Below are 18,717 nucleotides of genomic sequence, written 5' to 3' on the forward strand. Positions count from 1 at the left end.
CGAGTGGTTACGCTCGAAGGTGAGAGGGTCTCGCACTTCTTGCGCGAATTCGAGCAGCGTCTCGGGCTCGCCGAACGGCTCAGGTGCTCGACTTGCGGTGCGTCGGGTCGAGCCAGGCGCGGATGTCCGCCGAGGGATCGAGTGCGACCACCATGACGTCCACCGAGATGGCGCTCACACGTGTGCCTTGGGGCGCGACATGAACGCCGTTGGCGTCCTTCCAGAGCACGCAGCGCACCGCCTGGGTGGTGGCGATGGGCTTCCGCTCCTCGGGGCGCGACGACGACGGCGCCGGCCGCTCGCTCGGAGGGGCGTGCTCGATCGAGACCGGGGCTCTCGGAGGCCCGAGGTCGGCGAGGTCCTTGCCGCTGAGCGTCTTGGTCGGTTGGGCGTCCCAGTCGGACGCCGATCCGAGCGCCTTCAACGGGCGGCGGCCACGGAGGACCTCGATCGCGTTCAGCTCCGTGAGCGCGGGCATTTGGGCCGTGGCGTCCATGGGCATGCGCGGCGGCGGCTGGCTCGACGGGGGCGGGGGCGACCACTCCTCCTCGCGCTCGCCTTCGGCTCCTGGACCGATTCCCGCGAGCGTGCCCGTGTCCTCGTCGTGAGAGGCGCCGGCGGTCGGCTCGGCGTCCGGTTGCGTGGCGAGGCGCACCCTTCCTTGCGACCGGCGGGCGTCGTCGTGGGCGTCGCCTTCGCCGGGGCTCGCCTCGGAGCTCGGCATGAGCACCTCTTCCGCCGGAGCGAGGGCCTGTACCGGCGCGGGTACGGACGGCGCACGCGAAGGAACGCTCGCCGGGCGCGCGGAGGGGGGTGGCTCGGAGCGTGGCGCGAGCGGAGGGGAGACGCGCGGAATCAGCCCCGAGCTCGAGGTCACCCCGCGGGAGGGCGTCACCGCCGGGAGAGGGGGCCGCGCCGAGCCCGGTGGTCGCGCGGAGGCAGGGGATGGAGGGTTCGAGGGCGCCGCGGCGGCGGCCTGCGGGGTAGCCTCGAGCAGCGCGGCCGCCGAGGCCGAGGGGTGAGACGCGGACGATGTCGTGCGCCTTCCCACACGTGTCGAGAGGTTCGCGGCCGCTTTGGCCAACGTGAGCGCCCGCTCGTCGGCCTCCGCCTCGGAGGCGGCCTCGGCGCCTCGCCGAAGCCATTTCACCGCTTCGGCCACGTCACCTCGTGACCACATCGCTTCGGCCGTCGAGAGCGCCCAAGACACATCCTCCGGATCGGTCGCGATCGGAGGAGGAATCGGCTCGTCGGTGTCGTTTTCGGCCACGGAATCGCCCTTCGCGCTACGCCTTATCGTCGACCGTGGGCGCGAAATTGACAAGCGCTATCCGCGATATCCCGAAAGAAATTCGCGGCGTTCCCGACGCCGCTCCGAGCTACGCCCCGGTGAAGGTCCCTGGCGACCGAGGCCGCCGGAAGAGTCGGGCAGGCCGCGAGCCGGACCGCTCTTCAGCCCCCCCCGACGAAGTGCACGATCTCGAAGGTGTCCCCTTCGGCGACCCGGCGTGTGGTGTGCTCGCTCCGGGGCACGACGTCTCGGTTCTGCTCGACGGCCACGAGGGCGCCGAGCCCGAGCGTGTCGAGCAGGCTACGGACGGTCGTGCCCTCGGGCACGTCGTGGGGGGCTCCGTTGACGGTGATTCGCATGACGACCTCGGTCACCGTCCTAGCAAACCCGCGTTCGCGGATCCCACGACAATGGCGTGGACGAGCGCTCCGAGGTCGCGCCCCGGTCGCGAGTCGGGCCGAAGAGCCACCGTCGCAGGAATCGGCTGCCGCGGAAGGGCGTTTTGGGCTATGTCGCGGAGCTCCCATGGTCGGTGTACAACCCAGCGAGATCACGGCGCTCCTCGGGCGCGGAACGCACTTCGACGGCAAGCTTCGTTTCGACGGGGTCGTCCGCATCGATGGCAGCTTCACCGGCGAAATCCGCAGCGAGGACACGCTCATCGTGGGAGAAGGGGCGGAGATTCGGGCGAACGTCACCGTCGCGACCGTCATCGTGCGCGGGGGCACCGTCATCGGCGACATTCGCGCCAAGGTCGCCGTGGAGGTGCACGCTCCGGCGAAGGTCGTCGGGAACATCCACTCGCCGTCGCTCTTCATCGACCGTGGCGTCGCGTTCGAGGGCACCTGCCGCATGGACGCGGTGGAGCCGGACGAGGACATCGAGGTCCCGTGAGGTCGCGGCTCGTCCTCGGGGCCTTCGTAGCGCTCGGGGTCGCGTGCGCGAACGCCGGCAAGAACGAGCCCCAACGCGCGCCCTCGCCGACGAAAGCCGACGCGGGACCGCAAGAAGGCGTCGACGCCGGATCGCCTGTTCCGTGGAGCGCCGAGGTGGCCCGCGTCGCCACTCTGGGGTTCGTCGAGGTCGGGACGTTCACGCTCGCCGGCGCCGAGGCTCGGACCCTGCTCGGACTGCCGCTCTCGGCCGTGACGTGTGTGAGGATCGGGGTTCGCGGCCGGGACGATGCGGAGGTTCGAGTGCTCGTCGGTGGCACCGAGCGCGCGCGGCTCACCCTGGTTCCTGGCGAGGTGCTCGGGGCGGGGCCGCTCTGCGGGAGCGCTGGCGAGGCCATCGAGCTCGAGCGCCTACGCGGGACGACGCCGCTCGAAGCGAAGGTGTTCGTGCCGCGCCCACGCTGAGACGACCTTGGGGGCCCGGCGAAAAAAATGGCCGCAGCTCCGGCTCGAGAACCGTGACCGCCGACTTAGCCCCCGCGCCGCGCGATCACGCCGAGCCACACCCGCGAACGAGACGTGGACGTCGGGTAGGCGGCGGGGTCGAGGGGCTTGGCGAACAGTACGAGCGCTCGGATCATGGCGCGCGCTTCTTTGACGAGCCCTTCGTCTCCGTCGGCCGTCCCGCTCACGAGGAGCGAGCGCCAGGCCGCGAGCGCTGCCGGGTAGAGACCATCCGACATGTAGTATCCCGCGACTTTGCGGCGCACGCTCGGGTCGGCGCGAGCCACGAGCTCGACCTCGGCGACGGCCTCGGGCAAGCGCCCGAGCGCATGAAGCGCGTCGGCCCTGGCGAGGTGCGCTCTCGTCGAACCGGGCAGCCGCGCGATGCATGCGGAATACACGTGCTCGGCCTCGGCCACGTCGCCGAGCCGTGTGCGGAGCGACCCGAGCGCGAGCCAGGCCTCCTCGTGGGTCCCGTCGAGGGCGAGCGCCTCCGTGTAGCGGCGGACCGCCACCTCGTCCTCGTGGGCGGCCTCGGCCCGGCGCGCGCTCGCGACGAGCTCGTCGGAGGAGGACGCACGCGCCACCCTCGGGAGGCCCAGCGACAAGACGCAGGCGGCGACGATCGACGCTCTCCGCATGGCGGAAATGTGCCACGGCGCTCGGGGCGCGGAAACCCGAAATCGCGCCACCCCGGACGAGCTTGGTGTCCTACGTCCTAGAACGAGACGCCGAAGAGGTCGCGGAAGCGCTGGTTCGGCTCCTTTGCCGCGTCGACGTCGGCGAGACCGAGGCGGAACGAGATGGTCTCACCGTCTCCCCAGGGCCACCAGAGCCCGAACACGAGGAGCCCCGCCGAGGGCCCGATCGACAGCGCGATTTGGTTCGCACGAATGCCTCCGGACCGCTCGACGACGTCCTGAAGGGGCTGGGGTGCCCGAGTGATGCTCGCATGCGTGTATTGTGCAGGCATCGCCTCGGCGACGGCGGCCTTGGCTTGCACCTCCTGCTCGACCGTGAAGGAAGAGGTCAAGCACACGAGCCGCGAGTCCCAGGTCCACCCTCGGGTGGGCCAAGAGCGCCGCAAGCGCCCGAGCGCGTCGAAGATGGGCTGCCAGTTGTCGTTCCATCCGCGTACGGTCATCGTGGAGCGAGTCTATGGAAGAGGCCCGCGGAAAGAAACCGTGAACTTCTCGGCGGGCTCAGGCGAGGAGGAGCGGCGCCATCGACGCTCCCTCTCGGAACGTGCACGAGGGGCGCCTCTCGTCGAGCACGGCCAGCTCGCCCGGCGTGAGCGTCGGGAACGAGGGCCGCCCTGCGAGGGCCGCGGCGATGCGCGAGAGCCCAGGCTCGTCCGCTACGACGAGCACGACCTCGCCCAACGGGAGGACCTTGCCGAGCAGGACCTCGGGTGGCGTCGTCGGACCGATCTCGGCGAGCACCACCACCGGGCCGAGGAAATCGAGCACCCCCGCGGCGAGCTCGGCCGCTTGAATCGACGGAGGATCGTTCGCGCAGACGACCGCCGCGAGCTCGAACGGCGAGAGCTCGCGCTTCGCTCGGTACGTCGTCCCGCGAACGGCCGTCCTGCCGGGGCCGGAGAGGCCGAGAGAGGGCGCTTCGGCGTGGGCCCCGGGCCGCAAAAACAGGGTCCGCATCAGTACCGGAAGGGCGCGCTGCGGGCGACCGAGCCGTCGGTGCCGATCGCGTAGGCACACACCACCGAGCCCTCGCGCAGGGTGCCGAGGTTCGGCGCGTAGAGCTTCACCGCGTGGGGGCCCGGGGACAGGAAGACCGCTCCGTTGTCCGCGTTGACGAATTTCCCCTGCTCCTCGACGCCGATGCCCCCGCTCATCCTCCCGAGCTCGAGAGCGCCTCCGAGCTCGGCGGGGGCAGGCTCGTTACCGACCGAGGTGGTCGCCCGAAAACCGCCGACCGGGTCGCACTTTTCGTTCGCGACCGAGAGATAGAGCGCCTTCGCGGGCCCGACCACGGTGGCCGTGAACACGAGATCGAGGGAGCCATCGGGGCGGAGCGCGCCGCCGCGCATGCCGACCTTGTCGACGTGGAGAGACTCCGGGGACAGCGAAAACGCCGTAATTTGCGCCGGGCGCTTGGCGTCGACGGTGGTGCCTGCGGGCCCCCTCGTGCCTTGCGGCTCGCACGCGGCGAGCGCGATGGCGAGCGCGAGGGTGGACGTCGCGAGACCTTGGCGGGTTCGATGGCTCACCGCTCACCGATATCGGATCCCGCGACGGCCGAGCAAGCGGGACACGTCGCGGGAGAGGGGCCCGCGTCATTTCCGTCGCGCCCGCCGCGCCTTTGGGCGATAGTCGGGCCATGATGCGCGGGGAAAATATCGTCTGTTTCGCGAAGGACTGGAGCGAGGACCCGACGAGCAACAACCATGTGATGAAGCTCCTCGGCCGCGACAACAAGGTCTTGTGGCTGAACTCGATCGCGACGCGGACGCCGAAGCTCACGAGCGGCCGCGACATGGGCAAGATCGTCACCAAGCTGAAGAGCTTCGCGAAGGGCCCGAAGCACATCGAAGGTGGGCTCGACGTCTACACGCCGATCGTGCTGCCTTTTCCCCATAGCCAGCTCGCCCAGAAGGTGAACGAGCACGTCCTGCGCGAGAGCCTCCGCTTCTTGCGCTCGAGGCGTGGCATGCGGGATTTCCAGCTCTGGAGCTTCTTGCCGACCGCCGAGAAGTACGTCGGCAAGCTCGGGGAGAGCCTCTCGGTCTACTACTGCACCGACGAGTGGTCGCACTTCTCCTACGTCGACAAGGACAAGATCGTGGCCATGGAGCGCGCCCTCTGCGAGCGCGTCGATCTCGTGTTCTGCACGGCCCGAACGCTCCTCGAGCGGAAGGGCGCGTACAACCCCAACACGTTCCTCGCCTCGCACGGCGTCGATCACGCCCACTTCGCGAAGGCCCTCGACCCCCGCACCGAGATCGCGGAGGAGATCCGCAACCTGCCGAAGCCGATCTTCGGCTTCATCGGGCTCGTCCAAGACTGGGTCGACGTCGAGTTCTTCGCGTACCTCGCCGAGCGCCGTAAAGACGCCTCCATCGTCGTCGTCGGGAAGAGCCTGGTCGACCTCTCGAGGCTCGAAAAGTATAAGAATATCCATCTATTGGGGCGAAAGCCTTACGAGTCTCTCCCGTCGTTCTGCAAGGGCTTCGACGTGTCGCTCATCCCGTTCGTCCAGAACGAGCTCACGCGGAACGTGAACCCGATCAAGCTTCGCGAGTACCTCTCGGCAGGCCTCGCGGTCGTCTCGACCGACATCCCCGAGGTCACGCTCTACGCCGACGCCGCCCATGGTGAAATGAAGGGGGCCGTGCTCGTCGGGCGCACCCACGAGGAGCTCTTCGCCCATTGCGAGAGGGCCCTCCGCGAAGACTCACCGGAGGCGCGACGCGCTCGGTCGGACGAGATGAAGAAGGAGACCTGGGAGGTGAAGGTCGCCGAGCTCGGTGATCACGTCCTCCGCGTCCGAGAGCAGAAGATGCGGAAGTGACGTCGCTCGGTCCTTGGGCCCTCGTCACGGGCGTCTTCGCGCTCTTCGGTGTCGTGTGGCTCGTCACGATCGCCCGGTCCTTCGGGAGGGCCCCGTCTTCCCCGCTCGAGCACGCGATCGACAGGACGGCCCGGAGGTTCGAGCGCGCCGCGGAGAAGAAGGGCGACTACTACTTCGCGCGGGGCAAGCTCCAAGGCGATCCCGCGACCGCCGCCATCGCCGGCTTGGGCGCGCTCGGGAGCGTCCTGGATCTCGGGTGCGGACGGGGGCAGCTCGCGCTGCTCTTGCTCGAGGCCGAGGTGGCCGAGCGTGTGCACGGGGTCGATTGGGACGGAGCCAAGGTCGCGTTCGCGTCACGGGCGGCCGAAGGTCTCCGCGCGACGTTCGAGACGGGGGACGTCCGCGAAGCCGCGGGTGGGCCGTTCGACACCGTCCTGCTCGTCGACGTCCTGCACTACTTCTCCCGCGAGGTCCAAGATGCGCTCCTCGATCGCGCGGCCGGGCTCGTCAACCCCGGGGGGCGCATCGTCGTGCGCGAGGCGGATCGTGGTCGAGGCCTCCGGTCGCTCACGACACGGATCCAAGAGGGCGTCGGGACGTGGGCACGGGTGAACGTCGGGGAGCGCGTGCTCTTTCGGGACGTCGAGCGCGAGCTCGTGCCCCGCCTCGAGCGGCTCGGGTTCGACGCGAGCGTCGTCCCGTGCTGGGGGAGCACCCCGTTCTCCAACGTGTTGCTCGTGGCGACCCGCCGCGCGCCTTGACGTCACGTCCGTGCGGGCTCGCTTTGCGCCCGTGAGGCCGTTTGTTATGAAGGGGAACGTGGAAAACCGAGCAGGGCGCCGCGATACGGCCTGGTGGCTCTCGATGCTTCGCAAGCGTCGTGAGCGTATGTACGAGGAAAAGCTCGACTATTCGCAGAAGATCGAGTTCCGCGACGAAGCCGAGCGGGCCGCGTGCATCGCGTTCTTCAACGCGGCCTTCCGGGCCGAAGAGTCGGGCCTCACGCAGGCCCATACCCTCGCCGACGAGATCGGCAAGCTCGACCCCGACCTGGGCGAGTGCCTGCGCCTCTACGGCGACGAAGAGGGCTGGCACCGCGAGCTGCTCACGGAGCTCATCGAGCGCATCGGAGGGGAGATCCGCCCCATGGGTCCCACGACGCGCACGTTCTACAAGCTCTACGCGCGCGCCAAGCGGGTCGACACGATCGTGCTCACGAACCTCATGTTCGAGACGATCGGGTCGACGACCTACCGCCTCGCGCTCCGTCACGTGAGGACCGACGCGTCGTTCGCGACGCTCCGGCACGCGCTCACGATTCTGACGCGTGACGAATCGTTCCACGTCCCGCTCAACGTTCATTTCCTCCGCGAGTGCCAGAAGCTCGGGCTCGGTAGCCACCCTTTGCGCCAGCAGGCGCTCTACGACGTCCTCTTCGGGGCGCTCCTCGCCTCGGCCTACGCGAGCCGTCGCCGCGCGTTCGCGTTCGACAACATCCCGTTCCCGGTGCTCGCGCGCGCGTACGGCGAGCACCTCGGCCGCCTCTTCCTCCACGAGGCCGACCTCCGGTTCTCTCCGCCGTCGCCGCTCCTCTGGTCCCTCGGTCTCACGAAGGGCGGGCTCCTCCGCGACCCGAGCCCATCGGTGGTCAGCATCGAGGCCGCCGAGGCCGCCGTCGACCGTGAGCGTGTCGCCGTGACGGCGCTCTGAAGGGCCGTCCAAAAATCGAAATTCAGCGGCACCTCGCGCCCCCGGAGCACGCGGCTGACGCACGGCACGGCGCGTCGTGCGGGAGGTCTCGCGATCCCCTCGGATTTTGAGGTGAAGGCGCGAGGCCATAGGGTAAGGTGCGCCGCCATGCAACCGGCTACCTCCGGCGACGTTGGCGGGGAAGGGGGCTCGGCCCTCGGTGGCGGGCCCGCCGCACGTGTCCTCGCCGACGACGGCACCCTGGCCCCCTCGTGCACCTCCCCGCTCGACCTCGCGGGCACGCAGGCGCTCTACACCGCCCTCGTCCGTGCTCGCGCGCTGGATCTCCGCTTCGTCGACCTCCAGCGAAAAGGGGACATTCCGTTCCACGCGAGCGCCATCGGCCGTGAGGGGGGCATCGTGGGCGCGGCCTTCGCGATGGAGGAAGGCGACGCGCTCTTTCCGTCCCCGCGCGAGCTCATGGCGTCCGCGACGCGAGGGGTGCCCGTGGCGTCGCTCGTGCATCAAGCGATGGGGACGTCCGCGTCGGTCACGAAGGGCAAATCTCCGCCGACCCAAGTGTCGGGGCGGGCGCACGGGGTCGTGTCCGTGAGCGGGATCGCGGGCGCGCAGCTCCCTCACGCGACGGGCTTCGGGTGGGCCGCGCGCATGCGAGGCGACACGAAGGTCGCGCTCGGGATGGTCTCCGGCGGGGCCTTCGTCACGGGCGACTTCCACAACGCGCTCAACTTCGCCGGGGTCTCCAAGGCCAACGTGGTCTTCGTCGTCGTCGTCGAGGGGCTCCGCGGGCTCTCGGCCACCGCGACCGTCGCCGAGAAGGCCGAGGCCTACGGCCTCCCGTCCGTCCGCGTGGACGGAAACGACGTGCTCTGCGTCGTCCGCGAAGTCTCCGCCGCGATCGCCCGTGCGCGGCGCGGCGAGGGGGCGACCCTCGTCGAGGTGGTGACCGCGTCCCCCGAGGCCACGGAGGATGGGATCATCACGCTCTCCGAGACCTCGTGCCCCGTGGCGCTCCTCGAGCGGCACCTCGCGCATCTCGGCGCGAACGTAGCCGAGCTGCGGGCCTCCGCCGAGCGCGCGATCGACGCCGAGGTGCGCGCTGCCGTGGACGACGCCAAGCGCGCCGGGCCGCCTCCGCTCGCGTCTCTCGTCGAAGACGTCTTCGCCCACGTCCCCTCTCACCTTCGGGCTTAGCTCGAAGCCCTTCGCTGAACGGAACGCTCGATGCCTCAGATGAACCTCGTGTCCGCCATCAACGACGCCCTCCGGCTCGCCATGCGCGCCGACGACCGCGTGGTCGTGATGGGGGAAGACGTCGGCAAGGTCGGCGGAGTCTTTCGTGTCACCCAAGGCCTCCACGAAGAGTTCGGCGAGGGACGGGTGATCGACACTCCGCTCTCCGAGGGCGGCATCCTCGGGACGGCGATCGGCATGGCCCTCTACGGCCTCTTGCCCGTCCCCGAGATCCAGTTCGCCGACTTCATCTTCCCCGGGTACGACCAAATCGTGAGTGAGCTCGCGAAGTTGCGGTACCGCTCCGGCGGCGAGTATCCCGCCAAGATGGTCATCCGAACGCCGGTCGGCGGTGGCATTCGCGGTGGCCTCTACCACTCGCAGTCGCCCGAGGCCCTCTTCATCCACGTCGCGGGTCTCAAGGTCGTGTGCCCCTCGAACCCGTACGACGCGAAGGGCCTTTTGCTCGCCTCGCTCCGCGATCCCGATCCCGTGCTCTTCTTCGAGCCGAAGCGCGTCTACCGCGCGGCCAAGGGCGAGGTGCCGGAGGGGGATTACACCGTCCCGCTGTCGAAGGCCGCGGTGGTCCGCGAGGCCCGAGGCCCGAAGGCCGTGACGATCGTCGCCTGGGGGGCCATGCTCTACGAGGCCATCGCCGCGGCCGAAGAGGCCGAAAAACAAGGCGTTTCGTGCGAAATCATCGACCTCCGAACCCTCTGGCCGGTCGACATCGACACCGTCGTCGAGAGCGTCAAGAAGACGGGCCGGGTGGTCGTCGTCCACGAGGCCCCGAAGACGTGCGGCTTCGGCGCCGAGCTCGTCGCGCTCGTGAACGAGAAGGCCTTCCTCCACCTCGAAGCGCCGCCGTGCCGTGTGACGGGCTTCGACACGCCCTTTCCGTACACGCTCGAAATGGACTACCTCCCGCTCGCGCACCGCATCCTTCCGGCGGTCGTGGCGACGGCGAACTACTGAAGAGGCTCTGACAATGGCGCGCTGGGAATTCAAGCTTCCGGATATCGGCGAGGGTGTGACCGAGGGCGAGATCGTGGCCTGGCTCTGCAAGCCGGGTGACGTCCTCAAAGAAGACGCCCCGATGGTCGAGGTCATGACCGACAAGGCGACGGTCACCATCACGTCGCCGAAGGCGGGAAAGATCCTCGAGACCCACGGCTCGATCGGCACGGTGGTGCAAGTGCACTCGGTGCTCGTCGTGTTCGACCTCGACGGTGCCAACGGAGGCGCGACCGCGGAGGCCCCGACGAACGGGGTCGCCCACGCGAAAGACGAAGGCCCGGCCGCGACCGCCGTGGGCGACATTCGCGAGTCTCTCCCGGGCATGGGCGGCCCTGTCGCGAAGACCCTCGCGCCGGCGGGGGCGTACTTCAACGCGAAGCCGCTCGCGACACCCGCCACCCGCAGAGCCGCGCGCGAGCTGTCGATCGAGCTCAGCCACGTTCCCCCCACGGGGCCTCAGGGCCGCGTGACCAAGGCCGACGTCGAGGCCTTCGCGAAGCGCGGCGCCCCTCCGCCGACCGAGAAGGCCGTGCGCGAAGAAGCTCGCCCCGTGTCAGCGGCCGCGCCTTCGATGGCCCGCGACGCGGTGAAGATCGCGCCCCTCGGTGACGCTGGCTCGGCGACCGAAGAGCGCGTGCCGTTCGCCGGTATGCGACGCAAAATCGCGACGAAGATGGCGCAGTCGAAGCACACCGCGGCGCACTTCACGTTCGTCGAGGAGTGCGACGCGGGCGAGCTCAAGAAGCTCCGTGAGCGCCTGCGCGGAGATGCCGAGAAGGCCTCGGTCAAGCTCACGTTCCTGCCGTTCTTCGTGAAGGCCGTCGTGGCCGCCCTCAAGAAGCACCCCGTCTTGAACTCGGCGCTCGACGAGTCCACGAACGAGCTCGTCTACCGCAAGGTCTACAACATCGGCATCGCCGCCTCGACGGACGCGGGGCTCATGGTGCCGGTCGTGAAGAACGCCGACCGCAAGAGCATACTCGAAATTGCCAAAGAAATCGACAGGCTAGGGAAGGACGCGAAGGCCGGGAAGTCCAAGCCCGAGGACCTCCAAGGCTCGACGTTCACGATCACCTCGCTCGGCGCGCAGGGGGGCCTCTTTGCGACCCCGATCATCAACTTCCCCGAGGTGGGCATCCTCGGCATCCACCAGATGAAAGAGAAGCCGGTGGTGCGCGACGGTCAGATCGTCGTCGGGAGCGTCATGTTGCTCTCGCTCTCGTTCGACCATCGCATCGTCGACGGTCACGTCGGGGCCGCCTTCGCGTACGACATCATCGGGTACCTCGAGAACCCGGACCGCCTCTTCCTCGAGATGGCCTGAGACGAGCGAATTGACGAAAGGCCCCGGCTTCCGGCTACTCTCGTGGCATGCGCGCGAGAGCCGTCGTCCGTGGCCTCTTCGTCTGTGGGCTCGCCCTCTCGTCGGGCGCCTTCGGGGGCCTCGCTCGCGCCGATGAGCCGGCCCTCTCTCCCGATCGCTTGAAGGCGGCCGAGGAGGAGTACGACGCCGGCCGGAGGGCGTACCTCGCCGAGCAGTTCGAGAGCGCCGCGCTCCACTTCGAGAACGCGTTTCGTGACGCCCCGCGCGCGCAGGTGCTTCGCAACGCCATTCGTTCGCGCCAGCAGGCGAAGCAGCTCGCTCGAGCGGCCACGCTCGCCGCCGTCGCGAAGCGCCGCTACGCGGCCGATGCCCAGACCCGCGACCTCGCCGACGACGTGCTCCGCGAGGCCGGTCCGAAGCTCCACGAGGTGCGGATCACGTGCTCGTTGCCGTGCAGCGTCGGGGTCGACGGGCGCATCGGGACGCTCGAGGAGGGCACGACGGCGGTCCTCTACCTCGACCCGGGGAAACACGAGCTCTCGTTCGGTTTCTCGCGGGGAAAATCGGTCCTTCGCGCCTTCGACGCCCGCGCCGGCGCCGAGGACGATCTCGCGGTCGACGCCCCGCGCGAGACGTCGCCTCCTCCTCCTCAGGCCGGTCCCGCGCCGTCGCCCGTCCCGCCACGGGAGGCTCCTCCGCGCGCCTCGACCGGGCTGCCGCCGGCGGTCTTCTTCGTGGGGGTCGGCCTCACGCTCGCGGCGGGGGCGGCCACGGCGATCTCGGGGGCCGATACCCTCGCTTCGCCAGGAAAAGACGCCGTTCGGGAGGGATGTGTCGGTCAGGGCGAGGCCTGCGAGCTCTACAAGAGCGGCCTCGCGGGTGAGCTCCGTACCAACATCGGCCTCGGCCTCACCGGAGGCCTCGTGGTCGTGACGACGGTCGTGGGGCTCTTCCTCACCGATTGGGGCGGATCGAGCGCCCCGCCGGCGAAAACCGGGGGCCTTCGCCTCCGCATCGACGGACCGCGCTTGCGGGCGACGTTCTAGTTGTGACATATTTTAAGTCATAACGTTTGCGTCTCTCGGGCGCGTGCCGCCGCCGGGGTCGGCGAGAGGGCCGATTTTGTGGTTTACTTGCGAGGTGAGGGTCGGCCGCCGACCCCCGGAGGGCCTCTGACCAAGCTTCTTGCCAGCGACGGAGAAGGTGAGCGTCTCGATCGCTTCGAGCTCGTGGCCGAGCTCGCGAGCGGAGGCATGGCCACCGTGTACCTCGCGCGCCTCTCGTCGGTCGCCGGGTTCCAGCGTCTCTATGCGATCAAGCGGCTCCACCCGCACCTCCAGCGCGAGCCCGAGTTCGTCGACATGTTCCTCGACGAGGCGCGCCTCGCCGCGCGAATCCACCACCCGAACGTGGTCTCGATCCTAGAGGTCGGCGAGAGCAAGCGGGGCTACTACCTCGTCATGGAGTACATCGAGGGCGATACGCTCGCGCGTCTCCTGGCGCGCTCGGCGCAGGCGCAGGCGAAGCTCCCGGTCGACGTGACCGTGCGCATCGCCCTCGACACGCTCGCCGGCCTCGACGCCGCCCACGACCTCAAAGACGATCACGACCAGCCGCTCGGCGTCGTGCACCGCGACGTGTCCCCACAGAACATCCTCGTCGGGATCGACGGAACCACCCGGATCACCGACTTCGGCGTCGCGCGCGCCGCCGCCCGGCTGACGACGACCCGCACGGGGCAACTCAAGGGAAAGCTCGCGTACATGGCCCCGGAGCAGGCGCGTGGTCAGGCCGTCGATCGGCGAGCGGACCTCTTCGCGCTCGGGATCGTGCTCTGGGAAGCGCTCGCGATGAAGCGGCTCTTCAAGGGAGAGGGGGAGGCCGACACCCTCTCGCGCGTGCTGTCCGAGCCCATCCCGAAGCTCCGCACGCTCGTACCGACGCTCCCCGCCGGCATCGAGGCCGTGGTCGCGAAGGCGCTCGATCGCGATCCGGAGAAGCGCTACGCCACCGCCGCCGAATTCGCGAACGACCTCGAGAAGGCGGCCCGCCCGGTCCGTGCCGTCGGCACCCCGAAGGACGTCGCGGCATGCCTCGATGCCCTGATGGGCGGCGAGCTCACCGAGCAACGCGCCGCGGTGCGCACCTGGCTCGCGCAGAGCGAGCCGAGCAAGTCGAGCGTCACCCGCAAGCCGAGCGACTCCGTCGTCACCCGCATCGAGGGCCGTCGCGCCGACGAGTCGGGCTCGTCCCCCTCGGCCGTAGGTCCCGCGATCTCGGTCCCTCACGCCGCGGCGAGCTCGACCTCGCTCCCTCTCATCACCGCTGCGCAAGCGGGAGTCATCGCTGCCCCGACCTCGGTGTCGGCGGCGAGCCTCTCGGGCATCACCGAGCCCGACGCACCTCGCCGCCGGCGGCCGGTGTGGCCCTCCATGCTCGTCGCAGGCCTCGTCGGAGGCGCGGTCGTCGCGCTCGTCCTACGCTTCGGCGGAGGCGCATCGCCGGCAGGGAAGTCGCTCGAGTCGAACACGAACGCGGCCCCGTCCGCCGCCCCGTCCGCCGTGAGCGCTCCCGTCGTCGCCCCGAGCGCCGCGCCGAGCGCCGTCCCGAGTGGGTCGGCGTCGTCCGTTCCCGCGCCGAGCGCGTCTGCGCCTCCGTGGGCGAAGTGGCAGTCGACCAAACGCCCCCCCCAGGACAAGACCAAGCCTCAGGCGCACCCCACGCCCGGCCAGGTCCCCGACGACATCTCCAATAACCCGTACCGCTGAATGACGACGTCGCCCCCGGAGCCTCGCGCTCGCCGTTCTCCGCTCGGCGTGGCCGCGCTCGGTGTCCTCACGACGCTCGTCGCTTGCGTCGCGTCGACGACCACGGATCCCTTGGCGCGGTACGCCGCCGTCCACAACACGCTCGCCGCGATGGGCATGGTCCAGACCGGACCGATCCAGCGAGGCTCCCTCGCAGAGGGGCGCGCCGCGAAGCTCGAGGTCGACCTCCCGATCGGGTGCACGACCCTGGTCACGATGGGCGGCACGGGGGTCGACGACATCGATCTCGAGCTCAAGGATGGTGGAGGGAAGCTCCTCGCGAAAGACACGACCCGGGACGCGGAGGCCGCGGTGCGCGTGTGCGTCGACGAGGCCGGAAAATACAATGTTTCCGTGAAGATGGCGAAGGGATCCGGGGCCTTCCTGGCCGCGACCTGGTCGGGCGGCGACCTTCGACCGAAGGCCTCGTCCGCGTCGTCGTCGAACGTCGCCGCGAGCACTCAGGGAGGCTCTTGTGATGCCCCATCGCCGCTCGGCCCGGGGGTCACGCAGGGCTCGACGGCACACGGCGAGGCGCTCTACGAAGGCTCCTGCGGGACGTCCTCGGCCAAAGAGGTCGTTTACCGGCTCGACGTCCCCGTTCGCCAGCGTGTCGCGATCGAGGTCGAGCCGCGCTTCGACGCCGTGCTCTACCTGCGGAAAGACTGCACCGATCCCGGCTCGGAGGTCGCATGCAACGACGACGTCCAGGGTCGCGCCTCTCCTCGCTCGTCGCCGACGCGCCCGTCGAAGGTCGACGAGGTGCTCGATCCCGGCACCTACTACGTGTTCGTCGACGGCTACGAGGACGCCGAGGGGGCCTTCAAGATCACGGTCTCCGCACGTGAGGTGCCGACGCTCGCCGAGGCGTGCCGACGCGCCCTGCCGCTCGTCCCCGGCGCGCAAGTGACGGGCTCGACGACCGCCTCCTTCGATCACGCCCACGCCAAATGCGGCGACGACGCCAAGGGCGCCGACATGGTCTATCGTCTCGATATTCCATCAAAATCCAGGGTGCGTGTGGTGGAGCACGGGGACTTCGCGCCGGTCGTGCACGTGAGGCAGCGCTGCGCCGAAGAGGCCACGGAGGTCGGCTGCTCCTCGGACGCCGTGGCCGACGAGGAGGCCGCCTACACGGGCCTGCTCGAAGCGGGCTCGTACGCCGTCTTCGCCGACTCGACCTCGAGCGAGCACGCGGGCAGGTTCACCCTCAAGGCCGAGACGGCGCCGGAGCAGGGGCTCGGTACGTCGGGCGAGTCGTGCTCGGACGCCGTGCCGATCTCCAGTATCCAGAGCGCCGTGGTCGAGGGAGACACGTTCCCTGCGCGCGACGACGTGGTGGCCAAGTGCGGTGCCCCGGGTGGCCCGGACGTGGTCTATCGGGTCGAGGTCGCGAAGCGCTCGCGGTTCCGGGCGCGACTCGTGGGAGACGAGGGGAGCCACGTCCTGGCCCTGGCGCGGGGCTGCGGCGAGGCTACGGCGCAGCTCGCCTGCGGCACGACGGTGGACGAGGTGATCGTGCCCGGGACCTACTACCTCCTCGTGGACGCCAAGACCGCGTCCTCCTTCGGCCGGTTCAAGCTCGAGGTGCGGAGCGGAGAGGTAGGGCCGCAAGAGGCCGCCTGCAAAAACCCGCCCGAGCTCCGCCCGAACGTCACCACCACGGGCACGACGGTCGGCGCCGGCGACAGGTTCACCATCTCGTGCGCCGGTCCCGTGCAAGGGCAAGGGAGCCCGGACCGCATGTACAAGATCGTGCTCGCCACGCGCTCCCGCGTGAAGCTCGAGCTCGCCACGCCGACGTGGGACGGGGTGCTCGCCATCCGCCGCACGTGCCTCGATGCCGTGACGGGCCCGCGGGGCAGCGAGGTCGGCTGCAACAACGACGCGAACGACGAGCACCACGCGAAGCTCGAGACGACCCTCGAAGCAGGCACGTACTTCGTGCACGTGGACGGGCACCAAACGGGAAACCAAGGGCCGTTCACGCTCACGTACACCGCCACGGCCGCGCGCTGACGGGCCCGCGCCGACCGCCGTCGACGAGCGCGACCGCTCAGGCTCGCTTCGAGGCGTACCGGTAGGCCGTGAAGGCCGCGACGATATGGCAAATCCAGCCGAGCGTGCCGCCGGAGCCGATCCAGAGCCCGGGGGTGACGAGCAGCCAAAAGATGCCCCGGAGGAACGCGCCGTTGTAGAACTGCCCAACGCCCGGAATGACGAACGAGAGGACGGCCGCAACACCGGGATTCGAGCGGGAGCTACGCGACGCCATGGCCAAACCTCCTCGAAAAGATGCCCCGCGCGGGGGCTCCGCGCGACGACGCACCGAAGCTGCGCACGCGCCCGGCCGCGCGCAAGGCGAATCGGATCTCGGCCCTCGCCTGCTCGCATGGTACGCGCGGGAGAGGCGCGAACTGCCGTGGAGAAGTACCCGAGATCCTTACGCTATTTGGGTCAGTGAGGTCATGCTCCAGCAGACCCGCGTCGACACGGTCATGCCGTACTACGCGCGGTTCCTCGAGCGTTTTCCTACGGTGCACGCGCTCGCCGAGGCCGACGAGGGCGCCGTGCTCTCGGCGTGGAGCGGGCTCGGCTACTACCGTCGTGCGCGGTTCCTTCACGCAGGCGCGCGGCACGTGTCGCGCCTCTCCGCGCTCCCACGCGGGCGCGACGAGTGGCTGACGGTGCCCGGCGTCGGTCCGTACACCGCCGGCGCGATCGCGAGCATCGCCTTCGGCGAGGCAGCACCCCTCGTCGACGGGAACGTGGCGCGTGTGCTCGCGCGGATTTTCGGCCTCGAGGACGACGTGAAGAGCACGCGGGGCATGAAGGCGGTGTGGGCGGTCGCCGAACGCGAGCTTCGCCGCGAGGATCCCGGGGCCTGGAACCAGGCGCTCATGGAGCTCGGCGCGACGGTGTGCACCCCGAAGAGCCCCGCGTGCGAGGCGTGCCCGGTTCGTCCGTCGTGCCGAGCGTTCGCCGAAGAGCGTGTCGGCGAGCTGCCGGTCGTCGGGAAAAAGGCCCCGCCCAAGGACGAGCCATCCACCGCGCTCGTGCTCGTCGGCCCTGGGGGCGTGCTCCTCGGGGAGCGGCGAAGCGAGGGGCGCTTCGGCGGCCTGTGGGAGCCCCCACGGGTCATGGGCCACCTCGAGCCGGGCGAGGCCAGCGTGGCGTTTCGTGCCTACCTCGGCCCGCGGGCGCCGGACCTTTCGCTATCGTATCGGGCCAACGTGGTGCACGTGCTCTCGCACAGGAAGATGGACGTCAAAGTGTATTTTGCACGTACTCGCGCGGCGCTCGTCGCCGGATCGACGCCGGCGGGAGACTACACGCGCTTCGGGGTGCGCCCGCACGACGAGCGCTCGTTCTCCCGAGGGATGAGCCGGCTCGCCCTCAAGATCCTCGAAGCCGCGGGGATCGCGTGAACGGCACGCCGGCTCGCATCGCGGTGTCGGACGGTGACGCGGCGACCCGACGCGCGCTCGTTCGCGCTCTCGAGGCGGCGGGGCACGCGGTCGAGGCCTACGCCGACACCAGCGCCCTCGTGTCCCGCGTCGAGCTCGGTGGAGTCGACCTGGTCGTCGCCGATGCGCCGCGCCTGTGCCGCACCATCAAGGGGCTCGGGAGCGAGGTGTTCGTGCCGGTGGTGCTCACGGTCGCCGTCACCGATCCGGAGGGCCGCATCGAGGGCGTGCTCGCGGGGGCCGACGCCTGCCTCGACGAGCCCTTCGAGGAGGTGGAGCTCTTCGGCCACGTCGACGCGATGCTGCGTTTGAAGCGGGCGCACGATCACTACCGAGAGGCGAGGCGCGAGCTCGACCGCGAGTCGGCGACGTGCCCGCTCACGGGGCTCTTCGGCTATCGGTACCTCCGCGAGACGTTCCCGCGCGTGTTCGCCGCCGCCGAGGAGCAGCGCCTCCCGCTCTCGTGCCTGCTCGTCGATGTCGATGGCCTGCGCCGTCACAACGTCGAGCGCGGCCGCGCCTTCGGCGACTCGGTGCTCGTCGAGGTGGCGAGCAGCCTCCGCTCGGGTGTGCGCGAGGCCGACGTGGTCGTGCGCTACGGGCCCGACGAGTTCCTCGTGCTGCTCCCGGAGACCCATTTCGGGGGAGCGATGACGGTCGCCGAGCGCGTGTTCGACGACCTCGCCGCGCGGAAGGTCGCGGGCGCACGCGGAGAGCTCGTGGACGTCCCCGTGTCGATGGGCGTCGCCGTCTTCCCCGGGCGTGAGGTGCGAACGCGGGGCGAGCTTTTGCGCGCGGCGGCCGACGCGCTCTCGGATGCCAAACGGGGCGGGGGAGGCCGCGTTTCCGTGTTTCGGCACGCTGGGGTCGTGCTCTCCAGGGCCGGGCAAGGCCCGTGACCGCGCGCCGAGGTGGCGCTCGCGCCGCGGTTTGAGCTAAA

The 18,717-nt window shown here is 69.9% G+C and carries 21 protein-coding genes; 14 read left to right on the forward strand and 7 right to left on the reverse strand.

All coding sequences use genetic code 11. The annotated features are described in order from the left end of the window. Positions 1-79: 79 nt before the first annotated feature. Positions 80-724 (reverse strand): hypothetical protein, encoded by a 645-nt coding sequence (locus tag IPK71_21230; GenBank protein ID MBK8216262.1) that lies wholly within the window; start codon positions 722-724, stop codon positions 80-82. Here IPK71_21230 and IPK71_21235 point away from each other — a divergent pair. Then, complete coding sequence (locus IPK71_21235) at positions 723-1,022, forward strand: hypothetical protein (GenBank protein MBK8216263.1); 300 nt, start codon at positions 723-725, stop codon at positions 1,020-1,022. The genes IPK71_21230 and IPK71_21235 overlap by 2 nt on opposite strands. A gap of 430 nt (positions 1,023-1,452) precedes the next feature. Here the strand turns inward: IPK71_21235 and thiS are convergent, their stop codons facing one another. After that, on the reverse strand, positions 1,453-1,650 hold the full coding sequence (thiS, locus tag IPK71_21240; GenBank protein MBK8216264.1) for a sulfur carrier protein ThiS: 198 nt from the start codon (positions 1,648-1,650) through the stop codon (positions 1,453-1,455). Between the two features lie 166 nt (positions 1,651-1,816). On the opposite strand from thiS, the gene IPK71_21245 reads away from it, so the two are divergent. Both IPK71_21245 and IPK71_21250 read left to right on the forward strand, forming a co-directional pair. Next, positions 1,817-2,185, forward strand: a complete 369-nt coding sequence (locus IPK71_21245) for a polymer-forming cytoskeletal protein (GenBank protein ID MBK8216265.1) — start codon at positions 1,817-1,819, stop codon at positions 2,183-2,185. Further along, positions 2,182-2,649: a hypothetical protein gene (locus IPK71_21250; GenBank protein ID MBK8216266.1), complete on the forward strand. Its 468-nt coding sequence runs from the start codon at positions 2,182-2,184 to the stop codon at positions 2,647-2,649. The genes IPK71_21245 and IPK71_21250 overlap by 4 nt, the downstream gene beginning before the upstream one ends. A 65-nt stretch (positions 2,650-2,714) precedes the next feature. Here the strand turns inward: IPK71_21250 and IPK71_21255 are convergent, their stop codons facing one another. From IPK71_21255 to IPK71_21270, 4 genes are all read right to left on the reverse strand, one after another. Then, complete coding sequence (locus IPK71_21255; GenBank protein MBK8216267.1) at positions 2,715-3,329, reverse strand: tetratricopeptide repeat protein; 615 nt, start codon at positions 3,327-3,329, stop codon at positions 2,715-2,717. 77 nt (positions 3,330-3,406) lie between these two features. Next, positions 3,407-3,832: a hypothetical protein gene (locus IPK71_21260; protein MBK8216268.1), complete on the reverse strand. Its 426-nt coding sequence runs from the start codon at positions 3,830-3,832 to the stop codon at positions 3,407-3,409. A 58-nt stretch (positions 3,833-3,890) separates the two neighbouring features. Further along, the gene (locus IPK71_21265) at positions 3,891-4,346 is read right to left on the reverse strand and encodes a hypothetical protein (protein MBK8216269.1); all 456 of its coding nucleotides are present in this window, start codon (positions 4,344-4,346) and stop codon (positions 3,891-3,893) included. After that, on the reverse strand, positions 4,346-4,918 hold the full coding sequence (locus IPK71_21270) for a hypothetical protein (protein MBK8216270.1): 573 nt from the start codon (positions 4,916-4,918) through the stop codon (positions 4,346-4,348). The genes IPK71_21265 and IPK71_21270 overlap by 1 nt, the downstream gene beginning before the upstream one ends. Positions 4,919-5,028: 110 nt before the next feature. On the opposite strand from IPK71_21270, the gene IPK71_21275 reads away from it, so the two are divergent. The 9 genes from IPK71_21275 to IPK71_21315 all read left to right on the forward strand — a co-directional run bounded on the left by IPK71_21275 (position 5,029) and on the right by IPK71_21315 (position 16,329). After that, entirely contained in the window at positions 5,029-6,219 is a 1,191-nt protein-coding gene (locus IPK71_21275; GenBank protein ID MBK8216271.1) for a glycosyltransferase, read from the forward strand. Beyond that, the gene (locus IPK71_21280) at positions 6,216-6,980 is read left to right on the forward strand and encodes a class I SAM-dependent methyltransferase (protein MBK8216272.1); all 765 of its coding nucleotides are present in this window, start codon (positions 6,216-6,218) and stop codon (positions 6,978-6,980) included. The genes IPK71_21275 and IPK71_21280 overlap by 4 nt, the downstream gene beginning before the upstream one ends. A gap of 46 nt (positions 6,981-7,026) precedes the next feature. Then, complete coding sequence (locus IPK71_21285; protein ID MBK8216273.1) at positions 7,027-7,929, forward strand: ferritin-like domain-containing protein; 903 nt, start codon at positions 7,027-7,029, stop codon at positions 7,927-7,929. A gap of 147 nt (positions 7,930-8,076) precedes the next feature. Then, positions 8,077-9,123 (forward strand): thiamine pyrophosphate-dependent dehydrogenase E1 component subunit alpha, encoded by a 1,047-nt coding sequence (locus IPK71_21290; protein ID MBK8216274.1) that lies wholly within the window; start codon positions 8,077-8,079, stop codon positions 9,121-9,123. A 30-nt stretch (positions 9,124-9,153) separates the two neighbouring features. Then, the gene (locus IPK71_21295) at positions 9,154-10,137 is read left to right on the forward strand and encodes an alpha-ketoacid dehydrogenase subunit beta (GenBank protein ID MBK8216275.1); all 984 of its coding nucleotides are present in this window, start codon (positions 9,154-9,156) and stop codon (positions 10,135-10,137) included. Between the two features lie 13 nt (positions 10,138-10,150). Then, complete coding sequence (locus IPK71_21300) at positions 10,151-11,503, forward strand: 2-oxo acid dehydrogenase subunit E2 (GenBank protein MBK8216276.1); 1,353 nt, start codon at positions 10,151-10,153, stop codon at positions 11,501-11,503. Between the two features lie 47 nt (positions 11,504-11,550). After that, the gene (locus IPK71_21305) at positions 11,551-12,549 is read left to right on the forward strand and encodes a hypothetical protein (GenBank protein MBK8216277.1); all 999 of its coding nucleotides are present in this window, start codon (positions 11,551-11,553) and stop codon (positions 12,547-12,549) included. Between the two features lie 183 nt (positions 12,550-12,732). Further along, positions 12,733-14,271 carry a serine/threonine protein kinase gene (locus IPK71_21310; protein MBK8216278.1) on the forward strand — a complete coding sequence of 513 codons (1,539 nt, stop codon included), beginning with the start codon at positions 12,733-12,735 and terminating at the stop codon, positions 14,269-14,271. Further along, positions 14,272-16,329: a hypothetical protein gene (locus IPK71_21315; GenBank protein ID MBK8216279.1), complete on the forward strand. Its 2,058-nt coding sequence runs from the start codon at positions 14,272-14,274 to the stop codon at positions 16,327-16,329. Between the two features lie 37 nt (positions 16,330-16,366). Here the strand turns inward: IPK71_21315 and IPK71_21320 are convergent, their stop codons facing one another. Further along, positions 16,367-16,585 carry a hypothetical protein gene (locus IPK71_21320; GenBank protein ID MBK8216280.1) on the reverse strand — a complete coding sequence of 73 codons (219 nt, stop codon included), beginning with the start codon at positions 16,583-16,585 and terminating at the stop codon, positions 16,367-16,369. On the opposite strand from IPK71_21320, the gene mutY reads away from it, so the two are divergent. Both mutY and IPK71_21330 read left to right on the forward strand, forming a co-directional pair. Continuing rightward, on the forward strand, positions 16,584-17,738 hold the full coding sequence (gene mutY, locus IPK71_21325; protein ID MBK8216281.1) for an A/G-specific adenine glycosylase: 1,155 nt from the start codon (positions 16,584-16,586) through the stop codon (positions 17,736-17,738). The genes IPK71_21320 and mutY overlap by 2 nt on opposite strands. Beyond that, a complete protein-coding gene (locus IPK71_21330) occupies positions 17,735-18,676 on the forward strand; it encodes a diguanylate cyclase (GenBank protein MBK8216282.1) in 942 nt (313 codons plus the stop codon). Before mutY ends, IPK71_21330 begins: the two co-directional genes overlap by 4 nt. Positions 18,677-18,717: the final 41 nt, after the last annotated feature.

The organism is Myxococcales bacterium, assembly GCA_016712525.1.
In the GTDB taxonomy this organism is placed as follows: Bacteria; Myxococcota_A; Polyangia; order Polyangiales; family Polyangiaceae; genus JAAFHV01.